The organism is Bacillus arachidis (assembly GCF_030285945.1).
Lineage (GTDB): Bacteria > Bacillota > Bacilli > Bacillales > Bacillaceae_G > Bacillus_A > Bacillus_A arachidis.
The window spans coordinates 2,991,951-3,011,009 of record NZ_CP127376.1 but is presented as its reverse complement, the minus strand read 5'-3'; the positions used below and the strand labels follow the sequence as shown (position 1 = coordinate 3,011,009).

General features: G+C 35.4%; 15 protein-coding genes and 2 pseudogenes. 12 read left to right on the top strand and 5 right to left on the bottom strand.

All coding sequences use genetic code 11. The annotated features are described in order from the left end of the window. Window positions 1-94 precede the first annotated feature (94 nt). A complete protein-coding gene (locus QRY57_RS17075) occupies window positions 95-475 on the bottom strand; it encodes a BA_1872 family lipoprotein (RefSeq protein ID WP_026591532.1) in 381 nt (126 codons plus the stop codon). 195 nt (window positions 476-670) lie between these two features. Here QRY57_RS17075 and QRY57_RS17070 point away from each other — a divergent pair, with 195 nt between their 5' ends. The 4 genes from QRY57_RS17070 to QRY57_RS17055 all read left to right on the top strand — a co-directional run bounded on the left by QRY57_RS17070 (window position 671) and on the right by QRY57_RS17055 (window position 5,056). Then, a complete protein-coding gene (locus tag QRY57_RS17070; protein WP_286017893.1) occupies window positions 671-1,894 on the top strand; it encodes a PucR family transcriptional regulator in 1,224 nt (407 codons plus the stop codon). Window positions 1,895-2,027: 133 nt separating this feature from the next. Beyond that, window positions 2,028-3,161 (top strand): alanine dehydrogenase, encoded by a 1,134-nt coding sequence (ald, locus tag QRY57_RS17065; protein WP_286015676.1) that lies wholly within the window; start codon window positions 2,028-2,030, stop codon window positions 3,159-3,161. Window positions 3,162-3,985: 824 nt separating this feature from the next. Next, the gene (locus QRY57_RS17060; protein WP_286015675.1) at window positions 3,986-4,651 is read left to right on the top strand and encodes a YkyA family protein; all 666 of its coding nucleotides are present in this window, start codon (window positions 3,986-3,988) and stop codon (window positions 4,649-4,651) included. Window positions 4,652-4,732: 81 nt separating this feature from the next. Continuing rightward, entirely contained in the window at window positions 4,733-5,056 is a 324-nt protein-coding gene (locus tag QRY57_RS17055) for a hypothetical protein (RefSeq protein WP_286015674.1), read from the top strand. Window positions 5,057-5,942: 886 nt separating this feature from the next. On the opposite strand, the gene QRY57_RS17050 is transcribed toward QRY57_RS17055, so the two are convergent. Next, window positions 5,943-7,193 carry an MFS transporter gene (locus QRY57_RS17050; RefSeq protein WP_286015673.1) on the bottom strand — a complete coding sequence of 417 codons (1,251 nt, stop codon included), beginning with the start codon at window positions 7,191-7,193 and terminating at the stop codon, window positions 5,943-5,945. Between the two features lie 27 nt (window positions 7,194-7,220). After that, entirely contained in the window at window positions 7,221-7,814 is a 594-nt protein-coding gene (locus tag QRY57_RS17045) for an ArsR/SmtB family transcription factor (protein WP_286015672.1), read from the bottom strand. Window positions 7,815-8,423: 609 nt separating this feature from the next. Between QRY57_RS17045 and QRY57_RS17040 the strand changes: the two are divergent. The 3 genes and pseudogenes from QRY57_RS17040 to padC form a co-directional block, all read left to right on the top strand. Next, a pseudogene (locus QRY57_RS17040) lies at window positions 8,424-8,912 on the top strand (IS4 family transposase); the annotation flags it as partial. A 268-nt stretch (window positions 8,913-9,180) separates the two neighbouring features. Continuing rightward, window positions 9,181-11,568 (top strand): immune inhibitor A domain-containing protein, encoded by a 2,388-nt coding sequence (locus QRY57_RS17035; RefSeq protein WP_208018486.1) that lies wholly within the window; start codon window positions 9,181-9,183, stop codon window positions 11,566-11,568. A gap of 901 nt (window positions 11,569-12,469) precedes the next feature. Continuing rightward, a pseudogene (gene padC, locus QRY57_RS17030) lies at window positions 12,470-12,637 on the top strand (phenolic acid decarboxylase); the annotation flags it as partial. 147 nt (window positions 12,638-12,784) lie between these two features. Here padC and QRY57_RS17025 read toward each other — a convergent pair. Next, window positions 12,785-13,567: an IclR family transcriptional regulator gene (locus QRY57_RS17025; protein ID WP_286015671.1), complete on the bottom strand. Its 783-nt coding sequence runs from the start codon at window positions 13,565-13,567 to the stop codon at window positions 12,785-12,787. After that, complete coding sequence (locus QRY57_RS17020) at window positions 13,548-14,336, bottom strand: IclR family transcriptional regulator (protein WP_286015670.1); 789 nt, start codon at window positions 14,334-14,336, stop codon at window positions 13,548-13,550. Before QRY57_RS17020 ends, QRY57_RS17025 begins: the two co-directional genes overlap by 20 nt. A 235-nt stretch (window positions 14,337-14,571) precedes the next feature. Here QRY57_RS17020 and QRY57_RS17015 point away from each other — a divergent pair, with 235 nt between their 5' ends. The 5 genes from QRY57_RS17015 (at window position 14,572) to QRY57_RS16995 (ending at window position 19,056) form a co-directional block, all read left to right on the top strand. Beyond that, a complete protein-coding gene (locus tag QRY57_RS17015; protein WP_286015669.1) occupies window positions 14,572-15,837 on the top strand; it encodes a phenylacetate--CoA ligase family protein in 1,266 nt (421 codons plus the stop codon). A 182-nt stretch (window positions 15,838-16,019) separates the two neighbouring features. Next, window positions 16,020-16,976 carry a fumarylacetoacetate hydrolase family protein gene (locus QRY57_RS17010; protein ID WP_286015668.1) on the top strand — a complete coding sequence of 319 codons (957 nt, stop codon included), beginning with the start codon at window positions 16,020-16,022 and terminating at the stop codon, window positions 16,974-16,976. Between the two features lie 2 nt (window positions 16,977-16,978). Next, the gene (locus QRY57_RS17005; RefSeq protein WP_286015667.1) at window positions 16,979-17,476 is read left to right on the top strand and encodes a DinB family protein; all 498 of its coding nucleotides are present in this window, start codon (window positions 16,979-16,981) and stop codon (window positions 17,474-17,476) included. Window positions 17,477-17,494: 18 nt separating this feature from the next. Then, entirely contained in the window at window positions 17,495-18,610 is a 1,116-nt protein-coding gene (locus QRY57_RS17000; RefSeq protein ID WP_026591521.1) for a cupin domain-containing protein, read from the top strand. A 50-nt stretch (window positions 18,611-18,660) separates the two neighbouring features. Then, the gene (locus QRY57_RS16995) at window positions 18,661-19,056 is read left to right on the top strand and encodes an acyl-CoA thioesterase (RefSeq protein ID WP_286015666.1); all 396 of its coding nucleotides are present in this window, start codon (window positions 18,661-18,663) and stop codon (window positions 19,054-19,056) included. Window positions 19,057-19,059 lie beyond the last annotated feature (3 nt).

The following is a 19,059-nucleotide window of genomic DNA, read 5'->3' as shown; positions in this document are numbered from 1 at the left end:
CGTTGATTTTATCACTCTAAGAGATAGTATCGATCTCAAAAACGTTGGTATTTAAATTGAAACGGCAAGCGGTTACACTCCGCTTGCCGATTTTTCATAGCTTCGTATGTATTTGAATTCCTTTTGCTTTTTCTTCTTTACCCTTCACACGTACAATTAAATCATATGATCCGGATTTTGGTGCTTCAAAAGAAAGTAAACCTTCTTTTTGAGAAGTGACTTCTTCTTCATAAATGACCTTGTCGTCTTTTGTGACTTGCAATAAAATCGTACCTTCTTCAACGGCCGCCTCAAAAGGAATTTCCACATTCCCTTTTTCAATTTTAATTGTTTGTACATCATGATACCCTTGCAGGGACCCAATTTTTAAAGTTGTTTCGCCGTTTTCTTGCACCTTTGTGACGTTTGTCGCTGTATTGCATGCGCTTAATAATACAACAAGAGTTAGAATGAGAAATGAACGTAGCAATTTCATAGAGATTCTCCTTTCTTTTTTATCATTATAAAATTTTATCTTATAAAAAATAAAGCTTTAGCTTTTGTGAAAATCTATTTATTTCATAGAATAGAAGGTATTATGGTATTATTTTGTTAATTTACACAAAATATATTTTCATCTAGAGTAAATACGAAAATATATTTTAAATAGGAAGGATGAATTTTGCCATTTATGAAAAACGATCTTTTTAGAGTAAGCTTCGATAGTTTAGAAGAGTTTGCTGATGTAATCAGTGAGATTCTGCAATGCCCAATTACGATTGAAGATGTGAATCACCGCCTTCTCGCATATAGTACCCATGATGAAAGAACAGACTCCGCGAGAATTGCGACTATTATGGGGCGCCGCGTACCTGAAAAAATAATCAATAACTTGTGGAAAGAGGGCATTATTCCCGCTCTTCTAAAAAATCCTGAACCTATTCGTGTAAAAAAGATAGATGATATTGGTCTCGGTGACAGAGTTGCGATTTCTATTTGGAACAAAGAGGACGTCTTAGGATTCATTTGGGCTTTGGAAATCGAGAAAACTTTCAGTGAGCAAGATTACGCATTGCTGAGAAAAGCTGCGGATTCCGTGAAAAGCAAGTTATTACAGCTTCAAATCCACAAAAACAAAAAAAATGAACGATCGCAAGAGTTTTTGTGGAAGTTGCTTACCAATCATATGCAGGTAAACGAAGAAATCATTGAAAATTTTCACCTGCTTCACATTTCTCCAGCTTCCTTATTTACCGTTGCTGTATTCCATTTTGACCAAGAAATTACAAGTGAAAAAGAAAAACAAATTTCTTATTTGTTAAAAACAAGTCAACATTTGAAAGTTTTACTTTATACAATTGATCGTAACCAGTTGATTCTTCTTACCTCATTGGATAATGTAAATCGACCTTTCCATGAAATCAGCGCTTTCATCGAAAAATTTATATACAAAATGGAAAAGAGATTTGGTATAAAATCTATCAAGCCAGCATTCAGCAGTATTTATAGTGATTACCAAAAGATTAGTAAAGCTTACAAAGAAACACTAAAGGTTTTAGCTATAAAGGAAAAGTTCCCTTCTGACACAACTGATATTCACAGTTATCAAGACATGGGGATTTATCAATTAATCGATATTCTACTGGAACAAAGGAAGCATGAAGAGTATGAAAACCAGGCGTTGCAAAAGCTATATGAGTATGACCATAAGCATAATAGCGATCTTGTTGAAACATTGGAAACCTTTCTGAATAAAGATAGCAATGTTGGCGAAGTGGCCCAAGCTTTGAACATTCATGCAAATACACTGAGTTATAGACTGAAACGTATTTGTGAAATCAGTGAAATTGATTTAAAAGATCCAAATCAAAAAATGATTTTGTATTTGGATCTCAAGTTACAAAAATTTATGTAACAGCATCCTTTTGTGGAATTCCACAAAAGGATGCTGTATTTTTCTTTGTTCTCAACGATGAAAAAACATATGTAATCCCCTATACTCGAATTACAACAAAATAACGTAAAGATTAGTTAGGGGAGGCAATCTAATGATTATTGGAGTTCCAAAGGAAATAAAAAATAATGAAAATCGTGTCGCACTTACGCCTTCAGGAGTTATTCCATTTGTGACAGCTGGCCATAAGGTATTAGTTGAAACAAATGCAGGTGTTGGTAGTGGCTTTAGAAATGCAGACTATGTACATGCTGGTGCCGAAATTATTGAAAGTGCTGCTGAAGTATGGAACCAATCAGAAATGATTATGAAGGTAAAAGAACCTCTTGCCAGCGAGTATATGCACTTCCGCCCGGGCTTAATTTTGTTTACATACTTACATTTGGCTGCTGAACCCGCTTTAGCTCAAGCTCTTAAAGATAAAAGCGTAACCGCAATTGCCTACGAAACAGTAGAAGTGAATCATACGCTTCCTCTCCTTACACCAATGAGCGAGGTAGCTGGACGTATGGCTGTGCAAATCGGGGCACAATTCCTACAGAAGTCGAATGGTGGCCAAGGCATTCTCCTTGCAGGGGTTCCTGGTGTAAGCCGAGGTAAAATTGCCATTATCGGCGGTGGTGTTGTAGGAACAAATGCTGCGAAAATGGCGATTAGTCTTGGTGCCGATGTTACGATTATTGACTTAAACGCTGATCGCTTACGCCAACTGGATGATATTTTCGGTACTCAAATCAAAACATTGATGTCCAATCCGTTCAATATCGCGGAAACGGTAAAACAAGCAGATCTTTTGATTAGTGCAGTATTAATTCCTGGCGCGAAAGCTCCTAAGCTTGTAACGGAAGAAATGGTAAAAACAATGAAGCCTGGATCTGTAATCGTGGATGTAGCGATTGACCAAGGGGGCGCTGTGGAAACGTGTGACCATGTAACTACTCATGATAATCCGACATTTGAAAAGTACGGAGTTCTGCACTACTCCGTTGCAAACATGCCAGGTGCCGTTCCGAGAACATCTACTATTGCTTTAACGAATGTCACTGCTCCATATGCATTGCAAATTGCCAACAAGGGCGTGCAAAAAGCTATTTTTGAAAACGATGCGTTAAAACTTGGCGTAAACATGCTCAACGGTGAAATCACATGTGAAGTAATTGCAAAAGAACTTGGATACACTAGTGTGTCTTTAGAAGAGGCTCTCGAAAAGGGGATTATATGTAATTAAGTTTCCTTTCAATAAATTCCTTCATAATGGACTGTTATCGTAGGACATGGGGAGCAGTTTTAATAGACAACGTTTAGTACAATCATTTATTACCTAAAGAACATATAAAGAAACAACAATCATGGTTGCTGCCTATGCGGAAGGTTACGAACATGGGATAGTTAAATGTGCGAAGGTTCTAATCTAATATAAGTAGAATTAAATAAAGCACTGGTATTGTGGGATACAGCTCCTGCTTGTTTCTCCTCCAATCACTTGATTCAAGTAGTTACTGGGGGAGAAATTACACTATCTTATCAAATTCTTGTATGTATAGAAAATTTCAATCTATTTGAAAGTCAATACAAACAAATATGGAATCGTTACCATATCTAGTGTGGAAAATTGGGATTATAGCAAAAAACGTCTTTTCTTCTGGATACCTTGAAAGTATGATTTGTATATTTTACAAGTGTATATCTACACTTTCATGTAGTTTCCATACTGCTAAGAGATAATTTAGTCTTTAGAAATACACGATGTTCATGCATCAATCAAACATTGTTGGAACAGTAACAACGCCTCTATGATGAATTGCCTCAATATTCATGAAGATATTGTACAAATCCCCACCGAATTATATACAAAAGGAAGACGTATTATTAATTTAATACAAGAGGTATGGCAAACAATAATCAATGTAGCCGATAAAGGAATTGAATTTGATATTTTGAAGAAAATGGTTGAGGTACATTGAAGTACGATATGTATCGTCGGTAGAGAAAGGATTGGTACATTTTTTATAAAATAAATGAACGTATATAACATCATAGGAGGAAATGACATTGATTTATAGAAAAGTGGCATTTATAGCAATCTTATTAATTGCGTTGCTAGTAGGGTGTTTGGGTGCAAAACCAGAAGAAGAATTATATGTTGCTTTTGAAAATGCAGCAAATCAAGAAAAAACATTATTTGATAATGTGAAAATATTTGAGCAGTTAGAAACAAAAGCGCAAGAATTGTACAATCAAATTATACAAGAAGGAAAAGAACAAAACGAAGCAGTGATACAACAAATAGAACAGGCTGTTATAAATGTAAATGAACGTGAAAAATTGTTGAAAACTGAACAAGATGTACTAGAAAAAGCGCAAAAAGAAGTAACATCAGTTCATAGTTATATAAATAAAATCGAGGATAAAAAATTACAAAAACAAGCAAAAAAAGTAGCAGAAGTTTATACAAATCGTTATGAAGCTTTTCGGAAAATGAATGAAAGTTACAAAAAATCACTAATACTCGAAAAAGAACTTTATGAAAAGTTAAAAGACAAAGAAACAAAACTAAAAGAGATTAGTGAGAAAGTTAAAGCTATCAATATATTGAATGAAGAAACACTAAAAGAAAAAGAAAAGTTCAATCAATATACCAAAGAGTACAATGAAGGAAAATTAGCATTCTACAAAGCAGCAAAAATTAAAATAAAAGAGAAAAAGCAAGAAAAATAAATATCAATTAAGTATCTTGCCACCTCATTCCTAAAGACAAATCAAAGCTCTAAATAGCTTTTCACTTGAAGGAGGTTTTTTATGAGCTATGATACGGTTGCATCTTTAAAACGCATGCAACGACCACAGCAAGGTGAAGTAGCAACAGGACAAAAAAATGTTTTAAAACGAATAAATTCAAGCTTGGAGATTATAATGTTTATTCCAGGATTATTCTTAGCTTTCTCGACTTTCACATTAACTTTCTGGATATATTTCTTTTATTTTTTAATAAAGGAATATACTGCTAAAACATATCTAGTAAAAAACATGGATACTGGTGAAAAATTTCGAGTTGATAAACAAGAATTTAAACAATATAAAAAAAGCGTTCAGATCGAAAGAGGTCGCAAAGGAATTGATTAGTTAGTCTTAATAAGTAAAATTAATAATAGCAGGGTTTTAAATATAAGAATATTGGGAAAAAATTCTTTTATCGTAGTTATTTCTTGACTTAATTTATGACAATACATTTTGCACATCATATCAAAAAGGAGTCTCTTATGAAATATTTCTCAATAAGTTTAGTAATTTTATTTCTAATTGTGGTATATGGTTGTATTATTTTTGGTTCTCGTGCAAATAGCTGAAAAAAAGGTTCTGATGTTCAACATGGCTGGAATCTTTGTAATCATTGTCTTTTCTTCTAGAAAGTATAAATTTATTGAATTTTATTAAATTCAAAAAAGTATTTACTCTTTTTGGTAAATGCCTTTTTAGTATTTAAAATATAAGTTTCTATTCCTTTTAGGCGATGTAATATATGTGATGAGAAAATGCTTTCACCTCTATATTCTTCATAAACCATAAAGTTTTTATGTATTATATGGGGTGCCCCGCCATGCCCGTTAACTTAAGAGTTCAGAATTACCCCAAAACGAAAAAATGAGCTTTTTTGTTACAAGTTAACATGAAATTTCGTTCTGTGGGTACTATAAAATTTTAGCCTAATAGTGATGGGGTTCCACCACATAGCCATCAAGCTAAGAAAAGCAAACACCTCAAAACGAAAAAACAGGCTAAATTCTCATAAATAATTGTAGAGATATAGAGCATAACTTTTCAAGAAAAGCATTAACGATATGTAAATTGCATTGCTATATCTTTTGCATCTTCTTTATTTAAATAGTAAGAGGTGTCTTTTATAATGTTTTTTTCAATTCAAGATGAACTACAACTGTATTCCCAAGAGTTACAACGTTTAGTTTCTAGAAACAGTGCAGTGTTTTATTAAAAATACTGCACTGTTTACTTAATTTGTATCACGTACAATTTTATATTTTATTATAAAAAGAAAAGAGCAGATAGTTATGAGCAAGCCACAATATAGTAGAATGTCAGATATAGAAGTACCAAATGTTAAGCATATGGATACAAAAGCATATGATAACGGAACTAAACCATTGGAAGAGGCACTTACGAAGCTCATAACTCTCCCTAGCTTATCTGTTTCACTGTTTTCTTGAATAATAGAAACCAGTGGTACATTAATCATAGAAGACATGAAACCCATCATCACAAGTAAAAGGATTCCTTGCCATAAAACATATATTTGACCAAGAAAAGAAAGTGAAATACCAAGAAAAGAAATAAGTATTAGAATAGAAAGCCCTCTTTTTTTTCTAATATTTAAAAGTCCAATTAATAAAGCGCCACCTAGCATTCCTCCTTGATAAGAGCTTTGTAAAAAACTTACCTCTACTGCCTTTCCATGTAATACTTCGTTCGCTACTAATGGAATTCCCATTAGTAAAGGACCAAAGAAGAATACATTAATTGTCATTAAAATGAAAAGTATGGATTTTAAAAAAGGCATATTCCATACATATTGGAAACCTGCTAATAACTCTTGTTTGGCAGATACTTGCCCAGAAGAAAGTGAAAGTTTTTTTTCTTTAATACATAATGTGAAAGTGCATGAAATTACTAAGAAACAAGCGACGGAGAAAAATAAAACTGAGAAAGAACTAACGGTAATAATCCAGCCACCTATCATTGGTCCAGTAAACATTGCAATTTGATTGGAAGTTTGAATAAAAGAATTAGATCGAGTCAACATCTCTTTGGGAACTAGAAGAGGAAGAAGGGATTGATTCGCTGGTGAGAAGAAAGAATCTAGAATTCCAAACAGTAGTGCAAAGACCAGTAATGACCATAAATTTAATAGATGTAAATGTAATAAAGTAATCATAATAAAAATTAGTAAGCAACGTGTGAAGCTAGAAACTAACATAATTTTTGAACGTTTAAAACGATCTGCCCACACTCCTCCAACAGTCATTAGGAGGACGCGTGGGATCATAGTTACCATCATGACAATCCCAAGCGCTGATTCCTGACCTAAAGCTCGAATAACATACCATTGCTCTGCAAATAGGTAGGTTGAAAGAGCAAGAAAAGAAGCGGTACTTGATAACCAAAGAAATAAAAATGCACGGTTTTTAAATAATGAAATACTCGTATACTTAGGTTGAGCTTGTTGTGATATGAAAGGTTCACTCAATGAATATTCCTCCCTGCAAATAATGAATTATGAATCTTGGTTAAAGAGTGGTTGATCAATTTCAAAGCCTGTGATTGTAACATAAAAGTTTTTATTGGCATCAGTTTTTGTGGAATTTTTTAAGGTTTCTTTAACAAGGTATCTATACTGGTTTAAAAACTTTATAAATTGCTCTTTTGTTAATGAAAATTCTGTTTGCATCGAGATACTAGGCCAATCTTCAACATCAGAAGATGTTAAGTTGAATGATGAATCTGGAGCAGTTAATACTCTTGTTTGTGCACGATGTAATACTTCCAAATAAGATTGTCTCGTTGCCTCTTGTGATTCAGAATAATGAAGTAAGTGATTTGCAGGAATAAAACCACGTGAAACGGCTTGATAGTACTTTAAAATATTTCCTCCCTGTTCTTCTTTTTTTACTAATTGAATGATGTTGTGTTTTTCTAGTTCGCGGAGATGATAGTGTACTTTTGCGCGAGAAAGATTTAAAAGTTGGGCAAGTTGGTGACCTGTATATGGCTTTTCGACTAAGTATATAAGCATTTTTGTACGCAATGGATCACTTATTACTTTTAGTTGTTCGTATGTTTCAATAATTGAAATCGCTTTTTGTTTCATTTTGCACCATCCTTTTTTTAACCGGTTAAATTTATTTAACTCGATTGTATTACAATTTTAGATCAAGGGAAATAGATTTCTGAAATTTCTAAATAAAAATTTTTTGATGTAGTTTGTGGAAGTGGATACTCTTTAGAGTACATGGTGCTTGATTAAAAAAATGTTTTAGACGGGGTAGCACCATACGTAAGAGGTATAGGCGAATTAGAAGAAACAGAGTATGCTATTAAATACAACCATATTTCTTATAAATATTGGGGTTCAGCCGCATGCCCATCAACTTAAGATTTTGGTGTCCCCCCCCACAACGATAAAAATAAACTTGGTTGTCATAAAAGACATCACGTTTTCATTCTGAAAGCATTATAGAAGTTTAGCCTAATAGGGATCACCATACATACCCATCACCCTAAACTTCTGAAGCATCCTCAAAACGAAAATTTCATCCTTTCATAGTTGTCCATAGGAGCTCAGCTCGATTTTTCATTTAATATGTCCTTCTATAGGAGGACTGCTGGATCGATATCAAGTTAGCAAAATAAAATTTCCCTAAAATTAAAAAAACGCTATTCTTTCTGTAGAATCATAGGAAAGGATGGCGTTTTTGATATGAACTTATCAATTTTTGATGAACTAGAATTGTTTGCTAAAGAGTTGCAACGGTATATGTCACCGCATGCTCTAGAGAAATTAGCTAGAGAGATAGGGTTTGTTCAACGAAAAAGTAAATATCGAGCACAAGATTTAGTAGCTTTATGTGTGTGGTTAAGCGAAAACATAGCAAACACTTCATTGACACAACTATGTAGTCGATTAGAAGCAAACACAGGTATTTCTATGAGCCCAGAAGGACTCAATCAACGTTTTAATTCAAGAGCTGTACAGTTTTTACAACAAGTATTGGCGTATTTACTTCATCAACAATTTTGTTCTTCTAGTAAAATTTCAACTTTGTATACAAACTATTTTCACCGTATTCGTGTATTGGATTCTACACATTTTCAGATTCCGGATAAATTCACTTCGACATATCAAGGTTCAGGTGGTAGTGGTCAAAATGCTGGCGTGAAAATTCAACTAGAATATGATTTATTAAGTGTTCTGTAAACTAATCTTGTTACATTCATCTCCAAAAGTTAACGGAACTTTAATTCTGTTAACTAAAATAATGAGTGACCTCAAAAAGTAGTGAGCGCTGCTGTACCCCTAATATATTCCAAAAATATCTATTGATCAGAATATATATCAATCTAAAACAAAGGATATTTTCAAAAATATTACAAATAAAGACAATATCTTGCAAATCGATAGAATTTTCTTTATTATCAAAATATTGCTATGTATTTAAGATTGGGGAGGAATAAGGATGAAGAAAAAGCCTTTTAAAGTGCTGTCTACGCTTGCGGCGGCAGCTGTGCTTAGTTGCACATTTGGGTTTGGTAGTCAATCTGTTTATGCGGCAACGCCGTCTAATGTAGAATCTTTAAGTCCAATTGATGAAAATTTAATTCCGGAGGATCGTCTAGCAGACGCGTTGAAGCAGCGTGGTGTAATTAGTAAATCTGCGTCGAAAGAAGACACATTAAAAGCTGTTGAAAAATATGTAGAGAAGAAAAAAGGCAAGAATGCTGGAAAAGAACCAGCAGCGGGGGACAGTGTCTCGAGAGAAGCTTCTGACTTTTTGAAAAAAGTGAAAGATGCAAAAGCAGATATGAAAGAAAAAGCTGATCAACCTATTGGTAGTCCGGTAGCTGGGCAAGAGCAGGTTAAAGGTGGATTAAACGGAAAAGTACCAACTTCTTCAGCGAAGCAAAAACAATATAATGGTGATGTTCGCAAAGATAAAGTACTTGTATTGCTAGTAGAATATGCTGATTTTAAGCATAACAATATTGATCAAGTACCAGGTTATATGTATTCAAACGACTTTACGCCAGAACATTATCAAAACATGTTGTTTGGTGATAAGCCGTTTACGTTATTTGATGGTTCGAAAATCTCGACATTTAAGCAATATTATGAAGAGCAATCAGGCGGTAGCTATACAGTTGATGGAACAGTAACAAAGTGGTTAACGGTTCCAGGTAAAGCAGCGGATTATGGGGCAGATGCTGGCGATGGCGGTCATGATAATAAAGGACCAAAAGGACCTCGTGATCTTGTAAAAGAGTCATTAGATGCAGCTGTAGCAAGCGGTATGGATTTATCTGAATTTGACCAGTATGATCAATATGACTTTGATGGAGACGGAAATAAAAATGAACCAGATGGACTGGTTGATCACTTAATGGTCATTCATGCTGGAGTTGGTCAAGATGGAGGCGGCGGTAGATTAGGTGATGACGCAATTTGGTCACACCGCTGGAATCTTGGAAAGCCATATCCAATTGAAGGAACAAAAGCAAAAGTGGATAACTGGGGCGGTAAAATGGCAGCATACGATTACACAATTGAGCCAGAAGACGGAGCAGTTGGTGTATTCGCACATGAGTTTGGTCATGATTTAGGTCTTCCAGATGAGTATGATACGCAATACTCTGGATCAGGTGAGCCGATTAACTCTTGGTCTGTTATGAGCGGCGGCAGCTGGGCAGGTAAAATTGCAGGTTCAACGCCACCAAGTTTCTCTCCGCAAAACAAAGAGTTCTTTCAAAAGAACATTGGCGGAAACTGGGCGAATATTGTAGAGACTGACTATGATAAATTAAATCGCGGTATCGGTTTTGCGACATACTTAGATCAAAGTGTAACGAAATCAGCTCGTCCTGGTCTGATTCGTGTTAACTTACCAGATAAAGATGTAAAAGGTATTGAGCCTGCATTTGGTAAGAAATATTACTTTAGTACAAAAGGCGATGATCTTCATACGACACTAGAAACGCCAGTGTTTGATTTAACAAATGCAACAAATGCGAAGTTTGATTACAAATCATTGTATGAAATTGAAACTGGTTGGGACTTCCTTGAAGTACATGCAGTGACAGAAGATGGTACGAAAACGTTAGTGGATCGAATTGGTGAAAAGAATGTTAAAAATGGTCTAGACACAACAGAAGGAAAATGGATAGATAAATCATATGACTTAAGCAAATTTAAAGGTCAAAAAGTAAAATTAGTATTCGAATATATTACAGATGGTGCTACAGCACCAAGTGGTTTTACTCTTGATAATGCAACATTAACTGTCGATGGAAAAGTTGTGTTCTCTGATGATGCAGAAGGTGAATCACAATTTAAATTAAACGGTTTCGTTGTATCAGACGGCTTTTATAAGAAGAAACATAACTACTATTTAGAGTGGAGAAACTATGCTGGTGCTGATGAAGCGTTAAAATATAGCAGCGGTGTAGCGTACAATACAGGTCTTGTTGTATGGTATGCAGACTCTAGCTTTACAGATAACTGGGTTGGTATTCATCCGGGCGAAGGTTTCTTAGGAGTTGTTGACTCTCACCCAGAGGCAATTGTTGGAACGTTAAACGGTAAACCAACTGTTAAAAATAGTACACGATATCAAATTGCAGATGCTGCGTTCTCCTTTAACCAAACACCAGCGTGGAAAGTTGTATCTCCATCACGCGGAACATTTGAGTATAACGGATTACCAGGTGTAACGAAGTTTGATGATTCGAAATCTTATATGAACAACTTAATCCCAGATGCAGGGCGTAAAGTACCGAAACTTGGATTAAAATTCGAAGTCGTTGGACAAGCAGATGATAATTCTGCGGGTGCAGTTCGTTTATATCGTTAATAATGGAGAAGCTGTTGAAGGGGATTCCTTTCAACAGCTTTTTTCATAGAAACATATATTTCAAGTTATTAATAAAATAATAGCAACTACTCAGCCATACATTTCATTTAGAAGTTTGGTAAAGGGTATTATTCCAATTAAATTACGCTTACACCGTATTGTTGAGGATGTAGTTTAGCATTTATAGATGGAAACTGTACCATAAATAAAGGCATTTTTTTGAGGGAAATGAAAATATACCAATGTCTTTGGGATGGTGATAGAAACCAGGACTTTTTTCTCTGTTTTTATATTTAGGATTATATCAGACCCACTTATGGGGTACGGCAACGATTCTTTCTTTTTGGAGCCACATACAAACGTAAAGCAAAAGAGAAGGTTATATGAATTGTCCTCCTCTCATGCTTAGATTAACCAGCTGTTTCAATTGGAATCGGTGATACAGGTATATCAAATTCAATATCTGGAGGACGCCGATTAAAATCTGGTCTATATTTTCCAAATTGGTTTACATGAAATGTTAAATAAGGGATATCACCACATCGCTATCAAGTTAAGAAATTATTTGTTCCCCAAAACGAAAAAATGAGCAGGGATGTTATAAATAACTGTGGAAAGATAAAAATTTCGTTTTGGGGTATTCGCTTTTCTTAGCTTGATGGCGATGGGGTGTCAATAACGAAAAAGTTATATCCCAAGCACCTTATGAGGGTATGACCAATGATATCCGTTCAGGAAAAATAACTTTTTAATCGGAACGCTTTATTTTTATTTATCCATGGAAGTCAATCTACTAAAAATAAATCAAAAGGCTATCTTTGCAAGGATAGCCTTTTGATTTATGGTACATGTTGAGGTATCTGGATTATAAAAAAAGCAAGATTGTGAAGATATGTACTGAATGGAAGAGTCTCGCATAAAATATGAAACCTATCCAAAGCATGTTGTTCCTGAGTTTGTTGATATCACATATTTCAAAAATGAGAGAGTCAATAATGAAAAAGTCATATTTCAGGCACCTTATGAGGGTATGACTAATGATATTCGTTTAGGAAAATTAACGTATTAATTAGATTGTATCTATGGAAGTTCATCAACTAAAAATAAACGAAAAGGCAGTCCTTAAAAGGACTGCCTTTTCGTTTATTGAACAGATTGATTGTTTAAAGAATGCAAGAAGTGAAGGAATACACTTAAACAAACGGGGAGAGGGGTACTATAATTGGTCATAGTATCCCAACTGCTCTGAGATTTTTTTAGCACTCCTTTGTAACTCTTTAATTATTTCGTCGTATTCATTTGTCATAACATTTTTTGATTCTCCAATAAGGGCGAGAGAAGAAACGACCTCACCTGTATAATCTCGAATTGGCACCGCTAAACTGATAAACCCGATTGCATACATATCCTTTGTGACAGCGTATTGATTGGAGCGGATTTTTAAAATTTTTTGTTTCAAAAGCACCGGGTCAGTATCTGTGTATTTTGTGTACTTTTTTAAATCCTGTGTGAGGACATTGTTTATAATGTCTTTACTTTTGAACGCTAAAATTACGAGTCCTTCTGCTGTACAGTGTATGTCGTTGTGCCGCCCGCTTTTCGTAATTAATTTCACGGGTTGATTGCCCATTTCACGTATTAAGTAGACAACACGATTGTGTTCCACTACGCAAATATGTGCTAGTAACTGAAAACGATTTGTAAGTTTGGTAAGTATTGGTATAGCGTCTGTGTACATTTCTTTGTTCAATTGGACAATACCGCCTAATGCTAAATTTGATAGGCCAAGGCGATAATAACCATTTGATTTATTTTGGACTAAAAATCCTTCTTGTACTAGTTCTTTCACATAACGATGCACTGTGCTTTTAGATAAATCAAGCTTTTTCGCCATTTCTGTTATTCCTAATTCATTTTGCTTCGGTGTAAAAAGTCTTAAAATGCGCATGGCATTTTTTACAGAGGCAACTAAATATTTTTCATTGAATAAATGTTTCAATGTCAACATCCTTTATGTGGGCTTGAACGTATTTTGTAATATTTTCACTTGTGAAGAGTACGTTTTCGACGATCTTTTGTAAGTTTGGTAGGATTCGTTTCTTTGGACCAGCAACACTAATTGCAGCGAATGCTTGATTCTTTTTATTGTAAATGGGAGCTCCGACTGACACGATATTTTCAATGAATTCACCTTTACTAATAGAATAGCCTTGCTTTCGAATAGTCGCTAATTTTTCTTTTAACATCGGTAAACTTACAATTGAATATTGGGTCGTTTGTTCTAAACCATGTTCGAATAGTTTTTCAATCGTTAGAGGATTAATAAATGCTAAAATGGCTTGACCAGACGCCGTACAGTGTGCAGGGTTACGGCGTCCAATATGTGACAGTAATTGAACGCGGTGCTGGCTATCTTCTTTTTTTAAATATATGACATTAGTGTTTTCTAAAATAGCAATGTGTGAGGATTCACCTGTTTTTATAGTTAATTGTTTTAAAAAATGTGTAGTTTCCTTTAAGTTGGCTATTTGATCGATAACTGTATTCGATAGTGCGAGTATGGAAGATCCTAAACGATACGAATTAAACTTTATATTTCGATAAACAAATCCTTCGCTTTCTAATGTTTGAAGAAGTCTACAAGCCGTACTTTTGGAAACACCAATATGATCTGTAATTTCGTATAATGTGAATTCTGGATGGTCAATAGAAAAGTTCTTTAAAATGCGAAGTGCATTTGTTAATGAGCTGTTTGTCGTGCGAGACATAAATAAATATTCCCCCTATAAATAAACCATAACTCCAAAGAACAAAAGTTTTCTTTTATATATGAATACTACTTCAACCATAAGTAAACCTTCACAATTTATAAAAAAATTTGTTCTCCTTGTTCCACATAGCGGTATAAAAGCATTTTCATAGTGTTAATCTTGTTTTATTATTTTTACAAGGTTTATTGAATTTTTGTAAATTTCAATAAAATAAAAGTGAGGTGGATGTTTAGTGGATCATCAAGTCTACGAGACAAAAGTTGATCTTAAATCTTACCAAATGCAAAAGTTAAATGAGCTATTAGTTTTTGTTAAAGGCTTTAATGAGTTTTATAAGGAAAAACTTAAAGGTATAAACTTACCTATTACTTCACTGAAAGATTTAAGTCATCTACCATTTACAACGAAAAGCGAATTAGCTGAAGATCAAACCATAAATCCTCCATACGGTCGAAATCATTCATATCCAGAAGATAGCTATATTCGCTATCACCAGACATCAGGAACGACAGGACGACCTTTAAAGGTACTCGACACGACGGAAAGTTGGAATTGGTGGTCAGATTGTTGGTTGGTAGTTTTAAAATCTGCAGGTGTAACGAATAATGATCGTGCATATTTAGCATTTTCATTTGGACCTTTTATCGGGTTTTGGGCAGCACATGAAGCTGTTCAAAAACTCGGCAGCATGGCCATTCCAGGTGGGAGCATGTCTTCGGAGGAACGTTTAAACAGTATACTTCAAAACAAAGCAACAGTTCTTTTTTGCACACCAAGCTATGCACTTCATTTAGCAGAGGTGGCCGAAAAGTTGGAGCTAAATATTAAAGACTCAACTATTGAAAAAATCGTTACAGCTGGAGAACCAGGAGGATCGGTTCCTTCTACACGTTCTCAAATTGAACGATTATGGGGAGCTAAGCTATTTGATCATGTTGGAATGACTGAAATGGGTGCATACGGCTATTCTTGCAAAGAACAAAGTGGATTACATGTGAATGAAACACAATTCATTGCTGAGGTTATAAATCCAGATACCTTAGACCATGTGGCACCTGGTGAACGTGGAGAGCTCGTATTAACAAATCTTGGACGTTTCGGTTATCCGATGATTCGCTATCGTACTGGGGATGTTGTTGTATATAAACCGGATGCTTGTACATGTGGAAATCCATTTTTATTTTTACCAGGCGGTTTGTTAGGGCGTACAGATGATATGGTTGTCATACGTGGAGTTAATATTTACCCTTCATCTCTTGAAGCAATTGTTCGTGAATTCGACTCCATTAAGGAATTTCGAATTATTTATTATACAGAACAGGAAATGAATCAAGTAAAAATTCAAATTGAAGGCCCTGAAAAAGTTGTTCCGGCTTTAGCGCAATCGTTAAGAAAACGTGTGGGTCTCAGAATTGATGTTGAGCGAATGGAAGACAATTCCTTAACACGTTTCACGATGAAGGCTCGTCGTGTTATCGACAATCGTACTGCAAAATAGGGAGTACATACCAAAGTACATTAAGGAGACATTTTCCACTGAAGGAATTGTATTATATTCAAGTTTATATTTAGAAAAATAAATCCATTTTAGTAGAGTAAAAGATTCTTTTATTAAATTATAGCTTAGGATAATTGAAACTTTTATAACACTAAAAAATAAATTTACCTGGAGGAACACTCATGAAATTAATTACATTTAGCCGTGAAGGAATTTCACATCGTACCGGAGCTATTCTTAATGATCAAGTTATTGATCTTCATATTGCATATAAGTCTTTACTAACATCAGAAGGAAAAATTCGTGCCCAACAAATTACAGATGCATATGTTCCAGCAGATATGACAGGGTTTTTACAAGGTGGAAATGAAAGCGCTAAACTTGCTAAAAAAGCAATTGAATTTGCTTTAGAAAATAAAACAGTAAATGGTTATAGACTTATATACGATTTAAGTGAAGTAAAAGTTGAAGCTCCGGTTCCAGCACCAGGAAAAATGATTTGTGTCGGTCATAACTATCGTGAACATATTTTGGAAATGAAGCGTGAACTTCCGCCATATCCGGTTGTTTTCGCTAAGTTTGCGAATACTGTCGTTGGACCACAGGATGATATTCCATTCTTTCCAATTTCAGAACAGCTTGATTATGAAGCAGAGTTTGCTTTTGTAATTGGGAAACGTGCAAGAAATGTGCCACAAGCCGAAGCGCTTGATTATGTGGCCGGTTATACCATCGTGAATGACGTGACATACCGCGACTTGCAGCGCCGCACACTTCAATGGCTTCAAGGGAAAACGGTTGAAGGCAGTGCACCTATGGGGCCATGGCTGATTACTTCAGATGAACTTACAAATCCATCTGGTTTAGAAGTAGTACTAACCGTTAATGGTGAAGAACGCCAACGGTCCAATACAGCTAATCTAGTATTCTCTGTTCAGTATTTAATTGAATTTTTATCCAACTTGATGACGCTTGAGCCGGGAGATGTAATTTTAACAGGAACACCAGGAGGAGTCGGTGTTGCCCGTAATCCGCAGGTTTTCTTAAAGGATGGAGATATCGTAAGAATCGAAATTGATCAAATTGGCGTATTGGAAAATAAGGTTACAACTGTTAAAGAACCAGCAGAGGTGAAATAATCATGACGAGTTTAACGATAAATGACTCTATTGAAACTGTTAAGCAGTCATTGGATCAAATTCTTCTGAAAGCGAAAAGACTTTCAGAAGAAGTCATTCGCTGGAATCCTACAGAAGAAGAATGGTCCATTATGCAAATTTTTTGCCATCTTGTGGAAGCTGTCCCTTATTGGCTGGATGAAATTGAACTTCTTTTAGAGACTCCTGGTAAGGAATGGGGACGCGGTCTACAGCAAGAAGATCGTTTGGAGGCAGTAAATAAAGATAAGGTTGATAGCACTTCAGTATCGGATGTTTTGAAACAACTTGAGGAACTTAAGTATCGTGTTGAGCAGACGTTAGGAAAATTAGATGAGGAGAAATTATCGCTTGAAGCACCAAGCCGAAATCCTCGCTTTGGAACAAAACCAATTTCCTTTATCGTCGATCATTTACTCGTAGAACACACAAGTAAGCATTTTGGCCAAATTGAGCGTAATTTATCCAAAGTCAATCAGTAATATTCGGGGGGATATAGAATGGCAGAGCAAAACGAGTTTTTCAAAAGTAAAATTGTCCAAGACTTTACAAAAGATATTCGGCAATACAATCTTGGACCGCTTTGGGAGGCGATTCCAGCCTTAATGCATCACCAGCCTGAGCCGCATGCACAAGCATACCTTTGGAAATGGGAGCTGCTTGAGAAGAAATTAATGGAAGCGGCGCAAATCTTTACGCCAGATCGCGGCGGTGAACGAAGAGCTATTTATTTGCAAAATCCAGGTTTGGACTATCGTCAGCCATGGGGATGGGCTTCGACATCACAAACCCTTTATGCTGCAGTACAACTTCTCCAGCCGGGTGAAGTAGCTCCGTCGCATCGTCATACGCAAAATGCATTACGTTTTATTACAAAAGGTGAAGGCGCTTACTCTATTGTAGAAGGCGAACGAATTTTTATGGAAGAAGGGGATTTTGTCATCACTCCCAAGAATCTATGGCATGGACATGGCCATGAGGGCACAGAGCCTATGATTTGGATGGATGTTCTTGATATCCCAACAATCTATATGATGGGCGGAACTTTCTTTGAGCCATATCCTGAAAGAATTGAACAGCCGAAAGTTCCTGATAATTATACAGCACAGCGCTATGAGGGTGGTATGGTTCGACCGATTTCTGACCGTAATTCTAAGGTAGCGCCACTGGGCAATTATAAATGGAATAAAACATTACAAGCAATTGAAGGGTTATCTCGCTTTGAGCCAGATCCATATGATGGATATGCGGTGGAATATATTAATCCATCAAACGGTGAAACAGCCAATCCAAACATTGGAGCTTGGATGCAAAAGCTTCCAAAAGGGTTCCACTCAAAGGCTCACCGTCATACACATTCAGCGATTTATCAAGTATTTAAAGGTTCTGGTTACAGCATTATTAATGGTGTTCGATTTGATTGGGCAAAAGGGGATTATTTTATCATTCCGAACTGGGCTGTACACGAGCATGTGGCATTAGAGGATACTTTCTTCTTCTCTGTAAATGATTTACCAATCATGGAAAAATTCGATCTTGAACAAGAAAAACCATTTGAGAGTAACAATGGCTATCAAGAAGTAACGGGAGAATTTGAACCTGCTATTTTAGTGTAAAAGTTTTAAAATCAACTGCTGGGGTTACTGGAAAAGAAGGAGATAAATAAATGGATTACAAAGTAAAAGTGCATTGGGGAGACACAGACGCTGCGGGAATAGTATTTTATCCGAATTATTATAAATGGATGGATGAAGCAACACATGAAATTTTCTCCTTAATAGGACATCCGACGGATACTTTATTTAAAGAGAATATTGTTTTACCTTTGATTGAAACACATTGTAATTTTAAACAACCAGTTCTATACAATACAGAACTGATAGTACGTTCGAAAATTAAATTTCTAAAAGAAAAAGTATTTAAATTATCACATCATTTTTATTGTGAAGGTCAACTTGTAGCGGAAGGCTATGAAGTCCGGGCTTGGGCTTCAACAGCAGAAGAGCGTACGAAGGCAGTCGCCATTCCAGAACATGTGAAAAAGAGACTATTAGAGGAGTAGATT